Consider the following 19134-nt stretch of genomic DNA (forward strand, 5'->3'; position numbering starts at 1 on the left):
CCCGGCTCCCCTCCCCGCTGCCTGCCGGCCCACTACCGGACCCGCAGCAGCAGCACCGTCCGCCCCGGCACCGTGATCGTCGTGTCCGCCGGGTGGACCGTGCCCGGCGCGTCCGCCTGGTCCTCCCGGCCGGTGTCCAGGACCACCTCGTAGCGCCGCGCCCACGGCGGCCCCGGCAGCAGGACGTCCACCGGTGCGTCACCGGCGTGCAGCACGGCGAGGAAGCTGTCGTCGCGTATCGGCTCCCCGAGTTCGTCGTGGTCCGGGATGTCCCGCCCGGAGAGGTACATGCCGAGCGTGGCGGCGGGCGCGTACCAGTCCTCCTCGGTCATCTCCGTGCCCCGCGCGGTGAACCAGGCCAGGTCGCGCAGGCCGTCGGGGGAGTGAGCCCGCCCGGAGAAGAACGCCCGGCGGCGCAGCACCGGATGGCGGCGGCGCAGGGCGATCAGCCGGGACGTGAGGTCGAACAGGGCCTTCCACCCCGGTTCCGCCAGCAGCTCCCAGTCCACCCAGCCGATCTCGTTGTCCTGGCAGTAGGCGTTGTTGTTGCCGCGCTGCGTGCGCCCCATCTCGTCACCGGCGACCAGCATCGGCACACCCGTCGACAGCAGCAGCGTGGTCAGCAGGTTGCGCAGCTGCCGCCGCCGCAGCGCCAGGACGTCCGGGTCGTCGGTCTCGCCCTCGGTGCCGCAGTTCCAGGAACGGTTGTCGTCGGTGCCGTCCCGGTTGCCCTCGCCGTTGGCCTCGTTGTGCTTGCGGTCGTACGACACGAGGTCGCGCAGCGTGAACCCGTCGTGCGCGGTGACGTGGTTGACCGAGGCGTACGGGCGCCGCCCGCCCCAGTCGTAGAGGTCGCTCGAACCGGAGAGCCGGTAGCCGATCTCCCTCAGGTCCGCCGCCGCGGGCCGCCAGAAGTCCCGCACGGCGTCGCGGTACCGGTCGTTCCACTCCGACCACAGCGGAGGGAACGCCCCCACCTGGTAGCCCCCGGGGCCCACGTCCCACGGCTCGGCGATCAGTTTCACCCCGCGCAGCACCGGGTCCTGGGCGATCACCGAGAGGAACGGGGAGTTCATGTCGACGTCGTGCGCGGAGCGGGCCAGCGCCGCCGCTAGGTCGAAGCGGAAGCCGTCGACGCCCATCTCGGTCACCCAGTAGCGCAGCGAATCCATGATCAGGCGCAGGACGTGCGGCCGGCCGACGTCCAGGGTGTTCCCGCAGCCGGTGTAGTCGGCGTACCGGCGGGCGTCGGCCTGGAGCCGGTAGTGGCCGCGGTTGTCGACGCCCTTCAGGGACAGCGTGGGACCCAGCTCGTTCGACTCGGCGGTGTGGTTGTAGACCACGTCGAGGACGACCTCAATGCCCGCCGCGTGCAGGGCGCGCACCATCCGCTTGAACTCGCCGACCTGCTGCCCGGCCGTCCCGGAGGCCGCGTAGCCGGCGTGCGGGGCGAAGTAGCCGATGGAGTTGTACCCCCAGTGGTTGCGCAGCCCGCGCCGCAGCAGATGGTCCTCGTGCGCGAACTGATGCACCGGCAGCAGCTCCACGGCCGTCACGCCCAGCTTCACCAGGTGCTCGATCGCGGCCGGATGCGCGAGCCCCGCGTAGGTGCCGCGCAGCTCCTCGGGGACGCCGGGGTGGCGTCGGGTGAACCCCCTGACGTGCAGCTCGTAGAGGACCGTGTCCGCCCACGGGGTGCGGGGCCGGCGGTCGGCCGCCGCGTCGTCGGTGCCGTCGGTGCCGTTGTCGGGCTCGTGGACGACGACGGCCTTCGGCACGTACGGGGCGGAGTCCCGGTCGTCGCGCACGGTGTCCGCGACATGCTGCTCCGGCCAGTCCCGGACGTGCCCGTACACCTCGGGCGACAGCCCGTGCGTGGCGTAGTCGCCGTCCACCGCGCGGGCGTACGGGTCGAGCAGCAGCTTCGCCGGGTTCCAGCGGGCGCCGGTCCACGGATCCCAGCGGCCGTGCACCCGGTAGCCGTAGCGCCGGCCGGGCAGGACGCCGGGTACGAAGCCGTGCCAGACGCCGTTCGTCAGCTCGGTGAGCCGGGCCCGGACCTCCCCGCCGCCCTCGTCGAACAGGCAGACCTCGACCCCCTCCGCGCCGCCCGCCCACAGGGCGAAGTCGGTCCCCGGCACCCCGTCCGGGCCGGCCCGGAAACGGGCGCCCAGCGGTGCCGGCGGGCCGGGCCGCACGGGCACGGCCGCCGGCGGCGGTGTCGCCGCCCGCACGCCGTTGACGGCGACGGCCGGGCGCCCGTCGCCGGTGGCCCGTTCCCCGGCCACCGACTCCTGCTCGGCTGCGCTGGACACCTGTCCGCCTCCCGCGGCTCGTGGGACGACGGCGGGCAGGGAAAGCGGCCGCGGCTCCCCGGCGCGTCGTCCTCCCCACAGTTCTGCCCAGAGCATGCCGCGCACTCACGTGCCGCCGAGAGCACGACCTGTCCGCGGGGCGGCACACCTGGAGCGGGGGCGCACCCACGGATTCCCCCAGAGGGCGTACCCCCGCGTGCCCCGAGGGGGCGCATGGTCGTTTCCCGACGGCGCGGACCGTCGTTGGGTACCGCGTGAGCCACGTACAAGGGCGCGCACGGCGCGCGAGGGCCGCACTGGCCGCCGTACTGACATGGACAGGATTGTTGTTGGCCGGAACCGTCGGCTGTACCTCGGAGGGCGCGATCGGAGGGGCGTTCGGCCCTCCGGCGCCCGAGGAGGTCATCCGGGTCGCGCCCGCCGACGGCAGCAAGGAGGTGCGCCCCGGCAGCATGCTGCGGGTGCGGGCGCCCGAAGGGCGGCTGGAGTCGGTGAAGGTCGTCAGATCGCAGGACGCGCGGGAGTCCCCGGTCCCCGGGCGCATCTCCGCCGACGGGCGGAGCTGGAAGCCCGACGACGAACGGCTGGCGCTCGCCGCGAAGTACACGGTCGACGCCGTGGCCCTGGACGGCGCCGGCCGACGCTCCTCCCGCCGCACCACGTTCACGACGTACGTCCCCGAGGAACGCTTCATCGGCTACGTCGCCCCGGAACACCGCTCCGTCGTCGGCACCGGGATGATCGTCTCCCTGGCGTTCAACCGTGAGATCGTCCACCGCGCGGCGGTCGAACGGGCCATCCGGGTCACCTCCCGCCCGGCCGTCGACATCCGCCCGCACTGGTTCGGCAAGGACCGGCTCGACTTCCGGCCCGAGAAGTACTGGAAGCCCGGCACCGAGGTCACCGTCGAGCTGGGCCTGCGGGACGTCGAGGGCGCGCCCGGCGTGTACGGACTCCAGCACCGCACGTTCTCCTTCACCGTCGGCCGCAGCCAGATCTCGGTGGTCGACGCGGGCCGGCACACCATGAAGGTGAGCCGGGACGGTGAGGAACTCGCCACGGTGCCGATCACGGCCGGGGCGCCGAAGACCCCCACGTACAACGGGAAGATGGTGATCACCGAGATGCTCGAGGTCACCCGGATGAACGGCGCGACCGTCGGCTTCACCGACGCCGACGGCAAGGGCGAGTACGACATCCCCGACGTCCCGCACGCCATCCGCCTGACCGCATCTGGCACCTTCCTGCACGGCAACTACTGGGCCGATGAGGACATCTTCGGCGACACCAACGTCAGTCACGGGTGCGTGGGACTGCACGACGTGAAGGGCGGTGGCGCGGACACCCCGGCGGGCTGGTTCTTCGACCGCAGCCTCATCGGTGACGTCGTCGAGGTGGTCAACAGCAAGGACACGACGGTCGCCCCCGACAACGGCCTCGGCGGCTGGAACATGGACTGGAAGGAGTGGACGAAGGGCAGCGCCGTGAAGTGACCTCTCGCAGTGTCTCCTCGAGGTGACTCCTCGCAGTGTTTCCACGAGGTGACTCCTCGTGGTGCCCTCGCGCGGACCGCCGGGAGGGCGCCCCGGTTGTACGCCGCAGGCCATTGAAGTTGGAACGGAACGGTGACAAACCCGTCGCGTCCAACGCCCCTGGCCTGTGGTTACTATGCGCCGAAGCGCGCGAGGGGCGCGCGGGGGCGCGGGTCCGGCCAGGCCCGCCGAGGGGAGAAACAAGTGAACGTGGGGCCGGTTCCGGGGGCGTCGGTTGACGCGCGGAGGCATGGCGGCAGGAAGCTGGCGGCGCTGGCACTCGGAGTGATGCTGGCGGTCACCGCGTGCGGCGGCGGGGAGACGGGCCCGGGCTCCGGGTCGGCCTCGGCCGAGGGCAAGGGCAAGGACTCCGGCGCGGCGCAGAGCAAGCAGTCCGAGGCGGTCATCGGCATAGCGCCCGAGGACGGTGCCGAGTCCGTGAAGACCAACGGTGCGCTGAAGGTCGACGCGACCAAGGGGAAGCTGACCGAGGTCGTCGTCAAGGCCCCGGACGGCAAGAAGGTCGACGGGGAGATATCCGGTGACGGCGCCAGTTGGACGCCGTCGACCCACCTGGCCGCCGCCACCAGGTACACGGTGCACGCGGTCGCCAAGGACTCCGCCGGCCGCACCGCCGCAGAGGACTCCAGCTTCACCACCCTGACGCCGAAGAACACCTTCGTCGGCACCTTCACGCCCGAGGACGGCTCCAAGGTCGGCGTCGGCATGCCGTTCTCGCTCCGCTTCACCCGGGGCATCACCAACCCGGACGACGTCAAGAAGGCCGTCCGCGTCACGACCGAACCGCCCGTCGAGGTCGAGGGCCACTGGTTCGGCAACGACCGGCTCGACTTCCGGCCCGAGAAGTACTGGAAGTCCGGCACCAAGGTCACCGTCGACCTCGACCTCGACGGCGTCGAGGGACGCCCCGGCGTCTACGGCAAGCAGTCCAAGACCGTCTCCTTCACCATCGGCCGCAGCCAGGTCTCCGTCGTCGACGCCAAGAAGCACACCATGAAGGTCGAGCGGGACGGCAAGGTCATCAAGACCATCCCGATCACGGCCGGCGCCCCCGGCACCGAGACCTGGAACGGCAAGATGGTCGTCAGCGAGCGGCTCAAGGTCACCCGGATGAACGGCGCGACCGTCGGCTTCACCGACGCCGACGGCAAGGGCGAGTACGACATCAAGGACGTGCCGCACGCCATGCGTCTGAGCACCTCCGGCACCTTCATCCACGGCAACTACTGGGGCGGCGGCGCCTTCGGCAACTACAACGCCAGCCACGGCTGCATCGGGCTGCGCGACACCAGGGGCGGCTGGGACAAGAAGGCCCCGGGCGCCTGGTTCTACGAGAACACCATGATCGGCGACGTGGTCGTCGTGAAGAACTCCAACGACGCCACCATCGCCCCGGACAACGGCCTCAACGGCTGGAACATGTCCTGGGAGGAGTGGAAGGCGTAGGACCGGCCCGGTCCGTCACGGCATACGCGGCCCCGCTGCCCGACAAGGCACCGGGGCCGCTGCCGTCGGCCGGGTGTGATCGACCGCACCGGACCGGTCGCCGTTGGTCACCGTGCTGTGTCTGTCCGGGGGCAACCCCGGACCCCCGGCCGGATGTGATCGACAGCACCGGACCGGTTGCCGTTAGTCGCCGTTAACCTGCTGGCATGACCGTACATCTCGAAGTCGCCGAGGGCGTCGGCACGCTGCGCCTGGACCGCCCGCCCATGAACGCACTGGACGTCGCCACGCAGGACCGGCTGAAAGAACTCGCCGAGGAGATCACGCGCCGCGAGGACGTGCGCGCCGTCGTGATCCACGGCGGGGAGAAGGTGTTCGCGGCGGGCGCGGACATCAAGGAGATGCAGGCCATGGACCACACCGCGATGGTCCTGCGCGCCCGCGCCCTGCAGGACTCCTTCACGGCCGTGGCCCGCATCCCCAAGCCGGTGGTGGCCGCGGTGACCGGTTACGCGCTCGGCGGCGGCTGTGAACTCGCGCTCTGCGCCGACTTCCGCATCGCCGGGGAGAACGCCAAGCTGGGCCAGCCGGAGATCCTGCTCGGGCTGATCCCGGGAGCCGGCGGTACGCAGCGCCTGGCCCGCCTCATCGGCCCGTCGAGGGCGAAGGACCTCATCTTCACGGGCCGTCAGGTGAAGGCCGACGAGGCGCTCGCACTGGGCCTGGTGGACCGTGTGGTCCCCGCAGCCGAGGTCTACGAGCAGGCGCACGCGTGGGCCGCGCGGCTCGCCAAGGGGCCGGCGATCGCGCTGCGCGCGGCCAAGGAGTCGATCGACACCGGTCTGGAGACCGACATCGACACCGGCCTCGCCGTCGAGCGCAACTGGTTCGCGGGCCTGTTCGCCACCGAGGACCGTGAACGGGGGATGCGCAGCTTCGTGGAGGACGGCCCCGGCAAGGCAAAGTTCCTCTGAACCCTCTTCCGAGGGCTTGCAATTGACGCGATGTCTGATCCGGGCCCCTCGACGGGGCGGTTTATGGGAGCCTTAACGGGCCCTTAAGTCTGCCGCGTCGAGGGAGTCTGTCGATTGCCGCACAGCGAGCCGTTGCCGCAGGTAGCAGGGGCCGCTGACGGCCCCGAAGTGCCTGAGGCATATGCCGGCGGCCCGGCCCGGAGCGGGGGCGTGCGGGGGGCGCATTCCCCCGGAACGACCCCGGACGCCCCACCGGACGGCCATGATGGGGCCATGGCGGGGCTGGATGGCAGGGAACAGCCGCGGGGAGACGGACGTGCGACCGCGTCGCGCTGGTCGCCGACGGTCGAGGACGAACGCGCCCAGAAGGCGCTGGAGTTGTTCGGCAACCCGACGGAGGCAGAGGTTCCGTTACCGTCCCGCCCCGAGTCCGCCGCCACCGCACGCCGACTCACCCAGATCGTGCTCCTGCGCCAGTGGGGCCTCACCGCCGCGACCACCGAGGACGCCGTTCTGCTCGTCTCCGAGCTCGTCGGCAACGCGGTACGCCACACCGGTGCCCGCGTCTTCGGTCTCCGGCTGCGCCGCCGCCCCCGCTGGATCCGCGTCGAGGTCCGCGACCCGTCCCGCGGCCTGCCCTGTCTCATGCCGGTCCAGGAGCTGGACGTCAGCGGGCGCGGCCTCTTCCTCGTCGACACCCTCGCCGACCGCTGGGGCGTCGACCTGCTCCCGCGGGGCAAGACGACCTGGTTCGAGATGCGCGTCACCGACCGCTGAACCGCGGCCGTCACCAGGTCCCCTCACATGCCGTCGGCCCACTCCTCCAGGGCCGCGCGGTCGGGGAAGTCGGCGACGTTCTTGTCCAGGGGGGCGTCGGTGTACTGGTGGAAGCGCCACTTCGCCTTGATGCGGGGCTTGCCCGCGGTGACGTGGTCGGCGATCCAGAGGCCGTCACCGGCGTAGGAGGTGGTGTCGACGTCGAGCCAGAAGTGCCTGTTCGCGTACAGGATCACCCGATTGTGCGGCCGTAGCTCCTTCACCTTGCGGATGAAGCGGTCCTTCCCCGCGTTGCTCGCGCGGGTGCCCTCGCCGGTCGTCTCCCAGTCGACGGCGAGGACGTCGCCCCGCCGCCCGGGCGCCTCGGAGACGAAGTGCTCCGCCTGTGCGGTCAGGTTGCCCGGCCACAGGAAGTGGTAGAAGCCGACGACCAGTCCGGCCTCGCGGGCGTTCTCCGTCTGGGCGGAGAGTCCGGGGCTGACATAGGAACGGCCTTCCGTCGCCTTGATGAAGACGAAGGAGAGGCCGTCGGTGTCGAACGACGAGGACTGGTACGAACTCACATCGATGCCGCGCAGCATGAGGCTCCCTGCGGTGCTGGTGGGGGGAGGGGAGTCGAATGGCTCACTGCGCTCACGGTGGCACGCGAGTCCTACGCAAGTGGTGGAAACGTCAACTTCTCCCCGCAAGGAGTGAGGAAGGACCGCGACTCCCGCTCCGGCAGACCTGCCCCCAGGGCCCTGGGCCGGTCTCAGCCGTCGCACCAGCCGTGGGTCTTGCCGAACTGCAGCAGCCCGCGGCGTGCCTGGAGGATCTGCTCGCCGGTCAGCGTGGGCGCGGCGGACAGCAGGACCTCCGTGACCTCCTGGAGGTACTCCTCGGCGGTGAGCACGTCGCACAGCGAGTCGTCGCCGTCCGGATGCCTGCCCACGGCGGAGGACACCCCGCCGGCTCCCTGGGCCAGCCGCACGCCCGAGGCCTTGAGACCCCGGTCGCCCTCCTCGATCTCGAACTCCACGGCGATCCCGGGACGCAACTGGTGCTCCGGGATCCGTACGTCGTTGACGTGGAGGAAGACGTCCTCCCCGCCGTGCTCGGGAGCGATGAACCCGTAACCCCGTACGGCGTCGAACCGCACCACACGACCAGCAACCATGATTCCGACCCCCAGCAGAACACCGGACCCCGTACCCGAGCCCCTGTCCGGACCCCGTGCCCGGACCGGAGTCCCAACAGACAAGAGTACGCCGAACGGGCGGCGGCCGAACAGGTGAACCTGAGGCTTCGCCCCCGCCCTGACCGGTTGACCGGAACCTCCTTGCACAGCGGGGAAGCCCGGCGGGCAGTGGTCCGGTGGCGTCTTGCTCCGGAGGGACCGGTTCCCGCAGGCCGCCGTGCGGCGGCACCCCTGCTCGAGCAAGATCATGGCAAGGCGGGACCACGTCCGCGCACGTGCCGAATGGAGACGTCCTTGAAAACAGCCCTGCGCCTGGCCCTGGCCACCGTTCTGTCCACCGGGGCCGTAGGGGCCACGACATCGGCCCCGGCCGCGTCCGCCGCAGCCGAACCACCGCGGTACGTCGCGCTCGGCGATTCCTACGCGGCCGCACCGCTGGTGCCGCCCACCGACCCGGCCGACCTGAAGTGCCTGCGCTCCCTGGCCGACTATCCCCACATCGCGGCCAAGGCCCTCGGCGCGAAACTCACCGACGTCAGCTGCTCCGGCGCCACCAGCCGCCATCTGAGCACCGCCCAGCACCAGGGAACCGCGCCCCAGTACGACGCGCTCACGCCCGACACCGACATCGTCAGCGTCACCATCGGCGGCAACGACGCCGGCCTCTTCGGCGAGCTGCTGGGCTGCGTCAACATCCTGCCCCCGCCTTACGGCACCAGCTGCGCGAAAGAGAACACCGCCGGCGGCACCGACAAGGTCAGGGCCCGCATCGACGCCTGGGCACCGGCCTTCGCCGCGGTCCTGGACGGCATCGCGCGACGGGCACCGCGTGCCGAGGTCTTCGTCGTCGGCTACGGCAACTACTTCCGCAAAGACGGCTGCCACCCCGCCCAGCCCTTCTGGAAGCAGGACGCCAACCACCTCCAAGGCGCGATCAACCACCTCAACACCGTACTGAGGAAGGCGGCCGAAGAGCACGGCGCCGCCTTCGTCGACACCTACACCCCGAGCATCGGACACGACGTCTGCGCCGCCCCCGCCGACCGCTACGTCGAGGGACTGGTCCCCACCCGTGCGGCCGCGCCGCTGCATCCCAACGCCTCAGGAGCCCGGGCCGTCGGAGAGGCCCTCGCCGCGGCCGTTCGCGCGGCGTAGGCGCCGTCCCGCGGCCTTCGGGTCAGGGCCTGTTCCCTCAGCACTCGATGATGTTGACCGCCAGCCCGCCCCGGGCCGTCTCCTTGTACTTGACGGACATGTCCGCGCCGGTGTCCTTCATCGTCTTGATGACCTTGTCGAGGGACACCTTGTGCGAGCCGTCGCCGCGCAGGGCCATGCGCGCGGCGGTGACGGCCTTCACCGCCGCCATGCCGTTGCGCTCGATGCACGGGATCTGGACGAGGCCGCCGACCGGGTCGCAGGTCAGGCCGAGGTTGTGCTCCATGCCGATCTCCGCGGCGTTCTCGACCTGTTCCGGAGAGCCGCCCATCACCTCGGCGAGGGCGCCCGCCGCCATCGAGCAGGCGGAGCCGACCTCGCCCTGGCAGCCGACCTCGGCGCCGGAGATGGAGGCGTTCTCCTTGAAGAGCATGCCGATCGCGCCGGCCGCGAGCAGGAAGCGGACCACACCCTCCTCGTCGGCACCGGGGACGAAGTTCATGTAGTAGTGCAGGACGGCGGGGATGATGCCGGCCGCGCCGTTGGTCGGGGCGGTGACGACGCGGCCGCCCCCGGCGTTCTCCTCGTTCACGGCCATGGCGTAGAGCGTGATCCACTCCATGGCGAGGGCCTTCGGGTCGCCCTCGGAGCGCAGCTTGCGCGCCGTGTTCGCGGCGCGGCGGCGCACCTTCAGTCCGCCCGGCAGGATGCCCTCGCGGGACATGCCGCGCGCCACGCACGCCTGCATCACCCTCCAGATCTCCAGCAGATCCCGGCGGACCTCCTCCTCGGTCCGCCAGGAGCACTCGTTCTCCAGCATCAGCGCGGAGATGGACAGACCCGTCTCCCGGGTCAGGCGCAGCAGCTCGTCGCCGGTGCGGAAGGGGTACTTCAGGACCGTGTCGTTGAGCTTGATGCGGTCCGCGCCCACCGCCTCCTCGTCGACGACGAAGCCGCCGCCCACCGAGTAGTACGTCTTCGACAGCACCTCGGCGCCGGACGCGTCGAAGGCCTGGAGGGTCATGCCGTTCGCGTGGTACGGGAGTGCCTCGCGGCGGTGCAGCACCAGGTCGTCGTCGAAGGAGAACGCGATCTCGTGGTCGTCGAGCAGCCGCAGGCGGCCCGATTCCTTGATCTTCTCCACCCGTTCGTCGGCCGTCTCCACGTCCACCGTGCGGGGCGAGTCGCCCTCCAGGCCGAGCAGCACCGCCTTGGGGGTGCCGTGGCCGTGGCCGGTGGCGCCCAGCGAGCCGTACAGCTCCGCCCGGACCGAGGCGACCGAGTTCAGCAGGCCCTCGTTGTCCAGCCGCCGGGCGAACATGCGGGCGGCCCGCATCGGGCCGACCGTGTGCGAGCTGGACGGGCCGATGCCGATCGAGAAGAGGTCGAAGACCGAGAGGGCCACGGGAGGACTCCTAGGGGTTCGGTGGACGGCGCTGTCCGCCGGGGTGGGGCCGGGAAAGGCCGGGGGAGAGGGCTCGGCACTGGAGGCGTGCGGTGCATGGTGCGGGGCACCGTGCCCACCGGTCCAGTGTGCGCGATGCCCCGCCCGTACGAACAAAAGCGTACGAAATTCTGAAAACTGCGAGAATTACGAAACTACTTCAGACCCGGGTACAGCGGGTACTTCTCGGCGAGCGCCGTCACCCGGGCCCGGAGCGCGTCGACGTCGTAGGACGGCTTCAGCGTCTCGGCGATCACGTCCGCCACCTCGGCGAAGTCCTCGGCCGTGAAGCCGCGGGTGGCCAGGGCGGGCGTGCCGATCCGCAGACCCGAGGTGACCATCGGGGGGCGCGGGTCGTTCGGGATCGCGTTGCGGTTGACGGTGATGCCGACCTCGTGGAGACGGTCCTCGGCCTGCTGCCCGTCCAGCTCGGAGTCGCGCAGGTCGACCAGGACCAGGTGCACGTCCGTGCCGCCGGACAGCACGTCCACGCCCACGGCCTTGACGTCGTCCTTGACCAGGCGCTCGGCCAGGATGCGGGCGCCCTCCAGGGTGCGGCGCTGCCGGTCCTTGAAGTCCTCGGACGCGGCGACCTTGAAGGCGACCGCCTTGGCCGCGATCACGTGCTCCAGCGGGCCTCCCTGCTGGCCGGGGAAGACCGCGGAGTTGATCTTCTTGGCCAGCTCGGCCGTGGAGAGGATCACACCGCCGCGCGGACCGCCGAGGGTCTTGTGCGTGGTCGTGGTGACGACGTGGGCGTGCGGTACCGGGTTCGGGTGCAGGCCCGCCGCGACCAGACCGGCGAAGTGCGCCATGTCGACCATGAGGTACGCGCCGACCTCGTCCGCGATCCGGCGGAACGCGGCGAAGTCCAGCTGACGCGGGTACGCCGACCAGCCGGCGACGATCAGCTTCGGCTTGCTCTCCTTGGCCAGCCGCTCGACCTCGGCCATGTCGACCTGGCCGTCGTCACCGACGTGGTACGCGACCACGTCGTAGAGCTTGCCGGAGAAGTTGATCTTCATGCCGTGGGTCAGGTGACCGCCGTGCGCGAGGTTCAGGCCCATGATGGTGTCACCGGGCTTGAGCAGCGCGAACATCGCGGCGGCGTTGGCCTGCGCACCCGAGTGCGGCTGCACGTTGGCGTGCTCGGCGCCGAAGAGTTCCTTGACCCGGTCGATGGCGATCTGCTCGATCACGTCGACGTGCTCGCAGCCGCCGTAGTAGCGGCGGCCGGGGTAGCCCTCGGCGTACTTGTTGGTGAGGACCGTGCCCTGGGCCTCCATGACCGCGACCGGGGCGAAGTTCTCCGAGGCGATCATCTCGAGGGTGGACTGCTGGCGGTGCAGCTCGGCGTCGACCGCCGCCGCGACGGCCGGGTCGAGCTCGTGCAGCGGGGTGTTCAGAAGCGACATGGGGTTACGGCCTCCTCAGCCCTGGATGAAGGCGTCGTACTCGGCGGCCGAGAGCAGGTCGGCCGGCTCGTCGCTCACCCGCACCTTGAACAGCCAGCCGCCCTCGAAGGGGGCCGAGTTCACCAGCGACGGGTCGCTCACCACGTCCTCGTTGACCTCGGTGACCTCGCCGGTGACCGGGCAGTACAGGTCGCTGACCGACTTGGTCGACTCCAGCTCGCCGCAGGTCTCACCCGCGGTCACGGTGTCGCCGACCCCGGGAAGCTGGACGAACACGATGTCGCCGAGCGCGTTGGCCGCGTGCTCCGTGATGCCGATCGTCGACACGCCGTCCTCGGCGGCCGTCAGCCACTCGTGCTCCTTGCTGTAACGCAGCTGCTGGGGGTTGCTCATGATCTGGATCCTCCTGTGTGCGAGGGACCGCCGGGACCGACGGCGAGGAAAGGGGGTGAAAGGGGTGAAGGGGGGACGGGGGAAATGGGGATGAAAGGGGGCCGGGGGCACGGGGCCGGCTGATGCGGCTGCGCACGCGGCCCACGTCCTAGGACGGTGTCACTTCTGCCGCTGGTAGAACGGCAGCGCCACGACCTCGTACGGCTCGTGGCTGCCGCGGATGTCCACGCCCACGCCCGGGGTGCCCGGCGCCGAGTGAGCCACGTCGACGTACGCCATCGCGATCGGCTTGCCCAGCGTCGGTGCGGGCGCGCCGGAGGTGACCTCGCCGATCACCTCGCCGCCGGACACCACCGGGTACCCGGCGCGCGGGACCCGGCGGCCCTCGGCGACCAGGCCCACCAGGGCGCGGGGCGGGGTCCGCTCGGCGCGGGCGGCGGCCTCGGTCAGGGCGGCACGGCCCACGAAGTCGCCCTCCTTCTCGAACTTCACGACCCGGCCGAACCCGGCGTCGAACGGCGTCAGCGAGGCGCTCAGCTCATTGCCGTACAGCGGCATGCCGGCCTCCAGGCGCAGCGTGTCCCGGCAGGCCAGCCCGCACGGGGCCAGCCCCACGCCCTCGCCCGCCCCGGTCAGCGCCTGCCACACCTCGACCGCGTGCTCCGGCGCGACGAACAGCTCGAAGCCGTCCTCGCCGGTGTAGCCGGTACGGGCGATGAGCGCGGGGACGCCGGCGACCGTACCGGGCAGGCCGGCGTAGTACTTCAGGCCGTCCAGGTCGGAATCGGTCAGGGTCTTGAGGATGCCGGCGGCCTCGGGGCCCTGCACCGCGATCAGCGCGTACGCGTCGCGGTCGTCGCGGACCTCGGCGTCGAAGCCCGCCGACCGCTCCACGAGGGCGTCCAGCACCACCTGGGCGTTGGAGGCGTTGGCGACGACCAGGTACTCGGGGGCCTCGGGCTCACCGAGCCGGTAGACGATCAGGTCGTCCAGGATGCCGCCGTCCTCGTTGCAGATCATGGTGTAGCGGGCGCGGCCGGGCTTGACGGTCCCGATGTTGCCGATCAGGGCGTAGTCCAGGAACCGCGCCGCCTGCGGGCCGGTGACGGTGATCTCGCCCATGTGCGAGAGGTCGAAGAGGCCCGCCTTCGTGCGCACGGCGTTGTGTTCGTCGCGCTCGGAGCCGTAGCGCAGGGGCATGTCCCAGCCGGCGAAGTCGGTCATCGTGGCGCCGAGCGAACGATGCAGGGCGTCGAGCGCTGTCCGGCGGAGTTCGGTACTGCTCATCGGTCGGTCTCCCAGGGCGATGGGGTCCCCCGTCGGCCGGGGCCGGGCACGGGGAGGGTGAGGACGTTCCTCCCCATCTGTCATCGGAACCTGAGAGGTTCGCCATGACCGTCCGCGCAGGGGACGTCACGGCTTGCACCTTGGGTGGAGCCGCCGGAAACTCGCACGGCGGCCCGCTTTTCAGATGTGCCTGGCCCGCGCGGTAACGGTGCCTGAGAGATTCAAGGGAGGGACTTGCTCCTTCGGCGCCCCGGCGAAATATGCCAGGGACTCTCCCGCGCGGATTCAAACGGCCGGTATGCAGTTGGCGCGCTCATCATTGCATGCATCGTGGGGCTTCGGCAGGGGGACCTTTCCCTCGTACGCACAGGGTGTCCAGGCCTGTACGGACGGCTGTGACAGGTCTGTGTCGGGAAACGGACGGAATGAAGAGGCTCCGCCGTTACCGTCTCTTTACACTCGGTGGGGACGGTGCTCAGGCGCCTGCCCCAGGGGAGGACTCACGGTGAACAGGACCACGGCGTACGCCACCACGGGTGTCGCGCCGCCCGGGCAGCAGGCCCCTTCGGCCGGGGAGGCCCACGGCGCGCTGCCGGCGCCCGTCGTCCGCGACCTGCGCGAGAGCGCCGGCCGCGGTCCGCACGCCCTGCGCTTCGGCCCCCGCGACCTCGTGGTGGTCACCGGACTGCCCGGCAGCGGCAAATCCACACTGATGCGGCGCGCGGTGCACGGCACCCGGATCGACTCCCAGGACACCCGCGACCGCTGGGACCGCCGCATGCCGCGCCTCCTGCCGTACGGGGTGTACCGGCCCCTGGTCCGCCTCGACCACTACGCCGGGCTGCGCCGCGCCCTGCGCACCGGCGAGGGGGTCGTCGTGCACGACTGCGGTACCCACGCCTGGGTGCGCCGCTGGCTGGCCCGCGAGGCCCGCCGCCGGGGCGCGGGGCTGCATCTGCTGCTGCTCGACGTCCCCCCGGAACAGGCGCTGGACGGCCAGCGTGAGCGCGGCCGCGGCGTCTCCCGGTACGCCTTCCTGCGGCACCGCACCGCCGTCCACCGGCTGCTGCGGTCCGTGGAGCGCGGCGACCCGCCCGCGGGCTGCGGCTCGGCGGTCCTGGTCGACCGGGACGCGGCGAACGCGCTGCGCCGCATCGACTTCACGGGCTGACGGCCGCAGGGGGCGGGCGGTCGCACGGGCTGACGGCCGCGGCGCGGCAGCGGTTAGCCTTTTCAGCCACAGCAGTGGTTCCAGGCAGGCGGTAGGCAGATGGACTTCCCGGCGGGCTTCTCCGCGGACTTCCCGGCACAGACTCACCCCCATCCGCACGGAGGATGGCCCGGCAACGAGTTGGAGGAGGTGCTCTCCGCCTCCCTCGGCGTGCCCTCGGCGGACGGCCGGATCATCGAGGTGCTGGGCAGGAGCTTCGTCTGGGTTCCGCTGCCGAACGGCGGCGGCCCGCACAGCGGCCCGCTGGACCTGCCCACCCTGGAGATCGAGGGACAGGCGTACGTCCCGGTCTTCAGCTCCGAGGAACAGTTCCGCCAGGTCGTCGGCTCCCACATGTCGTTCACCGTCGCGCCCGCGGTGGAGTTCGCGCGGGGTCTGCCGCCGCAGGCCGGGATCGCGGTGAACCCCGGCGGCGTGGTCGGCGTCCCGCTGCCGCCGCCCGCCGTGGCCGAACTGTGCCGCGCCGGACGCGGCCCGCTGGACGGTCCGGCGGGCGGCGGCCGGGTCAAGCTGTTCGAGCCCGACTGGCAGGACGATCCGGTGGACTTCCTCGCCGCCGCGGGCGCGGAGTTCGAGGCGATCGGCGTCGTCAGCACCGCACGCCGCTGCCTCGCCGAGGTCGAGACCGCGGACCCGGTGCTGTTCGTCGGGGTCGAACTGTCCCAGTGGGAGGGCGATCTGCAGACCCTGCCCGGCGAGGCCCTGGGCCGCGCGCTGGGCCTCCGGCCGGTGAAGTGGCCCGTCAACCTGGTCCTCCTGGACGTGGCCCAGGACCCGGTCGGCGAATGGATGCGCGACCGCGTCCGCCCCTTCTACCAGCGCGAGGGCTGACCCGCCCGGCGGAGCGAGCGGGAGGTCGCCCGTCCGTCGGCTCGCCGGTGCCCGGCGGACGGGCGGAGCCCCCCGGGCCGCGGGCGGCTTAAGCTAGGTTCGTTGGCTGGGGCGAGGGTGTTGTACGGAGGGGCGATACAAAGTGAGCGCTGGCACCGCGGCGGCCGGACAGGTCGAGCACATGCTGCGCCAGGTGACCCCCGGGCGTTACGACGCCTATGAGGCGTTGCTGCGCGCGCTCGCGACCCCCTCCTCCGGTCATGTCTGGATGCTGCTGTGGCACGGTCAGGCCGGCTCCCCGGACGCCCAGTACGGGAACATGGAGGTCGACGGCTTCGGCTACGCGCCCTGCGTGACCTCCGCCCAGGAGCTGTCCGCCAGTGGCTGGAACCGGTCGTACGAGGTGGTCGACGGCCTCGAGGCCGCCCGCGCCCTCTACCCCGACCGCTACGGCCTCTGGCTCAACCCGCACGCCCCCGGCGGCGGCCTCGGCATCCCGTGGCTCGATCTGCGCCGACTCGCCACCGGCCTCGACCGGCAGCCCGCCGGGCCCCTGCGGCTGTCCGAACCCGCCATCGAGATCCCCCAGTTCTACGCCCTGCTCACGCAGAACGCGCACCGTACGCCCGCCGTGCGCGCGTTGCGCCGCGCCTGGGTGCAGCCGGCGCTGGGCGCGCCGTACCTCGCCATCGGACTCGACGTGTACGACACCTCGCCGCCGGCCGTCGACGCGGTGCGCGCGATGATGCAGCAGTCCATCGGTGCCGTCCCGGACGGGCTCCCGGTGTCGACCGTCGCGATGACCGACGAGCACGACCCGGTCGCCATGTGGCTGCGGGCCAACGCCCGCCCGTTCTACGACCGTGAGGCCCACGGGGCCGTTCCGCCCCCCGTCGCCGGCTCCGGCTACCCGCCCGCGCACCAGCGCTGACCGGGCCGTCTCCGCGAGAGGCCGGGACGGCCGGGGCCGTCGTGCCCGCCGTTCCTGACTCAGCGTGACGGTGTCCAGATGGTGGACATGAGTGCCGGCGGCGGACGTTCGTGCCGTCGACGAGACTGATGTCACGTCAGTCTTCAGGTCATGTGCGCTCGGCTATGGCTGGCTGACCGCCCGTCACCTGCGGTTTCACCCGTTCTTCACACCGTTCGGCGCTTATCGGGCGGCGGTTGGGGGGATGTCGGATGTCTCGAGACGGTCACTTCCCGGCGGAGGGGCGCCTGAAGCGTCCCTTATGTCAACTGTTCAGATCTCAGGTAGGTATCACCGGTATCCGGACTGTTCTCGACTCGCTGTGAACATCTGTAGTGTTCGGCCGGTCAAGATGCATCCACATAGCGGACCCGGAGTGGCCCCAATATGCGCATAACCAAGTCCCGAGCGGCTCGGGCGATCACGGCCGCGGTGGCGGTCGCTCTGATCGCCACGGGCTGCTCCAGTGAACGGGACAGTGACAACAAGAGCGAAGGCAGGAAGGACACCTTCGTCTTCGCCGGTGCCGGTGACCCAGGCTCCCTGGACCCTTCCCTCGCGAGCGACGGTGAAACCTTCCGTGTGACGCGGCAGGCGTTCGAGGCTCTCATCGAGCACGAGTCCGGCGGCAGCGAGATGGTCGGCGGTCTCGCCGAGGACTGGTCCAGCAACGACAAGGGCACCGTCTGGACCTTCAACCTCCGCAAGAACGTGAAGTTCCACGACGGCGAGGCGTTCAACGCCGAGGCCGTCTGCGCCAACTACGACCACTGGTTCAACTGGACGGGCACCTACCAGTCCAGCGCGGTCTCCTACTACTGGCAGACCATCATGGGCGGCTTCGCGAAGAACGAGGACAAGGAGGCGCCCGAGGCGAACTACAAGTCCTGCACCGCGAAGGACGAGAACACCGCCGTCATCGAGGTCAAGGAGCCTTCCGCCAACCTCCCCGGCGGCTTCTCCCTCAACGCCCTGGCGATCCACTCGCCGAAGGCGATCGAGGAGTACAAGAAGCAGGACGCCTCCGCCAAGGGCGACGCCATCACGTACCCCAAGTACAGCCAGGAGGCCGGCACGGTCGCCGGTACCGGCCCGTACAAGATCACGAAGTGGAACAAGGGCAACAAGGAAGTTTCCCTCGAGCGCTTCGACGACTACTGGGGCGAGAAGGCGAAGATCAAGAACCTGGTCTTCCGCACGATCTCCGACGAGCAGACGCGCCGCCAGGCGCTGCAGGCCGGTGACATCGACGGCTACGACCTCGTCGCTCCGGCCGACGTCAATACCCTCGAGAAGGAGGGTTTCGCCGTCCCGACCCGTGGCGTCTTCAACCTCTTCTACGTGGGTATGAGCCAGGAGGCCAACCCCGCGCTGAAGAAGAAGGAAGTCCGCCAGGCCATCGCGCAGTCGATCGACCGGGAGAACCTGGTCAAGACCCAGCTGCCCGAGGGCGGCAAGGTCGCCGACCAGTTCATGCCCGACACGATCGAGGGCTACTCCAAGGACGTCAAGCAGTACCCCTTCGACACGGACGCCGCCAAGAAGCTCCTGAAGAAGGCCGGTCAGGAGAAGCTGAAGGTCGACTTCTGCTACCCGACCGAGGTCACCCGCCCGTACATGCCTGCCCCGCAGGACCTGTTCGAGCTGATGAAGGCCGACCTGGAGAAGTCCGGCATCACCGTCACGCCGAAGGCCATGAAGTGGGCCCCGGACTACCTGGACGCCACCGAGGCGGGCTCCTGTGACCTGCACATGCTCGGCTGGACCGGTGACTTCAACGACGGCTTCAACTTCATCGGCACCTGGTTCTCCGGGTACGACAAGCAGTGGGGCTTCAAGGACAAGAAGGTCTTCGACGCCGTGAACGCCGGCTCGAAGCTCGGCAAGCACGACGAGCGCGTCGCCGCCTACAAGAAGGCCAACGAGGTCGTCATGGAGTACCTGCCGGGTGTCCCGGTCTCGTCCTCCCCGCCGGCCATCGCCTTCGGCAAGAACGTGAACCCGCCGAACGTCTCCCCGCTGACGCAGGAAGTCTTCTCCGAGGCCTCCTTCAAGTAAGCGCGTAAGCGGCAGGAAACGAAGAAACGAAAAACGGGGGGTCCGCCCGGCCGTCGGAAACCGGCGGCCGGGCGGGTCCATTCATGTAAGACATCACGCAAGAAAGGG

Annotated in this window: 16 protein-coding genes and 1 riboswitch; of the genes, 9 read left to right on the forward strand and 7 right to left on the reverse strand. The window is 70.7% G+C overall.

The features are described 5' to 3' along the window. Positions 1-32 precede the first annotated feature (32 nt). Positions 33-2315 carry a glycogen debranching protein GlgX gene (glgX, locus tag JL475_RS05655; protein WP_202275984.1) on the reverse strand — a complete coding sequence of 761 codons (2283 nt, stop codon included), beginning with the start codon at positions 2313-2315 and terminating at the stop codon, positions 33-35. Between the two features lie 254 nt (positions 2316-2569). Between glgX and JL475_RS05660 the strand changes: the two genes are divergently transcribed. The 4 genes from JL475_RS05660 (at position 2570) to JL475_RS05675 (ending at position 7065) form a co-directional block, all read left to right on the forward strand. Then, entirely contained in the window at positions 2570-3808 is a 1239-nt protein-coding gene (locus JL475_RS05660) for an Ig-like domain-containing protein (protein WP_202275985.1), read from the forward strand. A 327-nt stretch (positions 3809-4135) separates the two neighbouring features. Next, on the forward strand, positions 4136-5314 hold the full coding sequence (locus JL475_RS05665) for an Ig-like domain-containing protein (RefSeq protein ID WP_237406344.1): 1179 nt from the start codon (positions 4136-4138) through the stop codon (positions 5312-5314). Positions 5315-5520: 206 nt separating this feature from the next. After that, on the forward strand, positions 5521-6288 hold the full coding sequence (locus JL475_RS05670) for an enoyl-CoA hydratase/isomerase family protein (RefSeq protein WP_202275989.1): 768 nt from the start codon (positions 5521-5523) through the stop codon (positions 6286-6288). A 273-nt stretch (positions 6289-6561) separates the two neighbouring features. Further along, positions 6562-7065: an ATP-binding protein gene (locus JL475_RS05675; protein WP_237406346.1), complete on the forward strand. Its 504-nt coding sequence runs from the start codon at positions 6562-6564 to the stop codon at positions 7063-7065. Positions 7066-7088: 23 nt separating this feature from the next. On the opposite strand, the gene JL475_RS05680 is transcribed toward JL475_RS05675, so the two are convergent. Further along, on the reverse strand, positions 7089-7646 hold the full coding sequence (locus JL475_RS05680) for a GH25 family lysozyme (RefSeq protein ID WP_202275993.1): 558 nt from the start codon (positions 7644-7646) through the stop codon (positions 7089-7091). Positions 7647-7816: 170 nt separating this feature from the next. After that, positions 7817-8221 carry a cold-shock protein gene (locus JL475_RS05685; RefSeq protein ID WP_109381225.1) on the reverse strand — a complete coding sequence of 135 codons (405 nt, stop codon included), beginning with the start codon at positions 8219-8221 and terminating at the stop codon, positions 7817-7819. Between the two features lie 315 nt (positions 8222-8536). On the opposite strand from JL475_RS05685, the gene JL475_RS05690 reads away from it, so the two are divergent. Continuing rightward, positions 8537-9397: an SGNH/GDSL hydrolase family protein gene (locus tag JL475_RS05690; RefSeq protein WP_237406348.1), complete on the forward strand. Its 861-nt coding sequence runs from the start codon at positions 8537-8539 to the stop codon at positions 9395-9397. 37 nt (positions 9398-9434) lie between these two features. Here JL475_RS05690 and JL475_RS05695 read toward each other — a convergent pair whose 3' ends face one another. The 4 genes from JL475_RS05695 to gcvT form a co-directional block, all read right to left on the reverse strand. Then, positions 9435-10802 carry an L-serine ammonia-lyase gene (locus JL475_RS05695; protein WP_202275997.1) on the reverse strand — a complete coding sequence of 456 codons (1368 nt, stop codon included), beginning with the start codon at positions 10800-10802 and terminating at the stop codon, positions 9435-9437. A gap of 194 nt (positions 10803-10996) precedes the next feature. Continuing rightward, positions 10997-12256: a serine hydroxymethyltransferase gene (gene glyA, locus JL475_RS05700; protein WP_202275999.1), complete on the reverse strand. Its 1260-nt coding sequence runs from the start codon at positions 12254-12256 to the stop codon at positions 10997-10999. Positions 12257-12271: 15 nt separating this feature from the next. Next, positions 12272-12649 (reverse strand): glycine cleavage system protein GcvH, encoded by a 378-nt coding sequence (gene gcvH / locus JL475_RS05705; protein WP_202276001.1) that lies wholly within the window; start codon positions 12647-12649, stop codon positions 12272-12274. Positions 12650-12808: 159 nt separating this feature from the next. Further along, complete coding sequence (gene gcvT / locus JL475_RS05710; protein ID WP_202276013.1) at positions 12809-13936, reverse strand: glycine cleavage system aminomethyltransferase GcvT; 1128 nt, start codon at positions 13934-13936, stop codon at positions 12809-12811. A gap of 190 nt (positions 13937-14126) precedes the next feature. Next, a riboswitch (glycine riboswitch) is annotated at positions 14127-14224 on the reverse strand. 217 nt (positions 14225-14441) lie between these two features. Here gcvT and JL475_RS05715 point away from each other — a divergent pair. The 4 genes from JL475_RS05715 to JL475_RS05730 all read left to right on the forward strand — a co-directional run bounded on the left by JL475_RS05715 (position 14442) and on the right by JL475_RS05730 (position 19026). Then, a complete protein-coding gene (locus JL475_RS05715) occupies positions 14442-15107 on the forward strand; it encodes an AAA family ATPase (RefSeq protein WP_202276015.1) in 666 nt (221 codons plus the stop codon). A 99-nt stretch (positions 15108-15206) separates the two neighbouring features. Beyond that, positions 15207-15998, forward strand: a complete 792-nt coding sequence (locus tag JL475_RS05720) for an enhanced serine sensitivity protein SseB (protein ID WP_202276017.1) — start codon at positions 15207-15209, stop codon at positions 15996-15998. A gap of 181 nt (positions 15999-16179) precedes the next feature. Continuing rightward, positions 16180-16929, forward strand: a complete 750-nt coding sequence (locus JL475_RS05725) for an enhanced serine sensitivity protein SseB C-terminal domain-containing protein (RefSeq protein ID WP_202276360.1) — start codon at positions 16180-16182, stop codon at positions 16927-16929. A gap of 426 nt (positions 16930-17355) precedes the next feature. Further along, positions 17356-19026, forward strand: a complete 1671-nt coding sequence (locus JL475_RS05730; protein WP_202276019.1) for an ABC transporter substrate-binding protein — start codon at positions 17356-17358, stop codon at positions 19024-19026. Positions 19027-19134 lie beyond the last annotated feature (108 nt).

It is taken from the genome of Streptomyces sp. M2CJ-2 (assembly GCF_016757295.1).
Classification (GTDB): Bacteria; Actinomycetota; Actinomycetes; order Streptomycetales; family Streptomycetaceae; genus Streptomyces.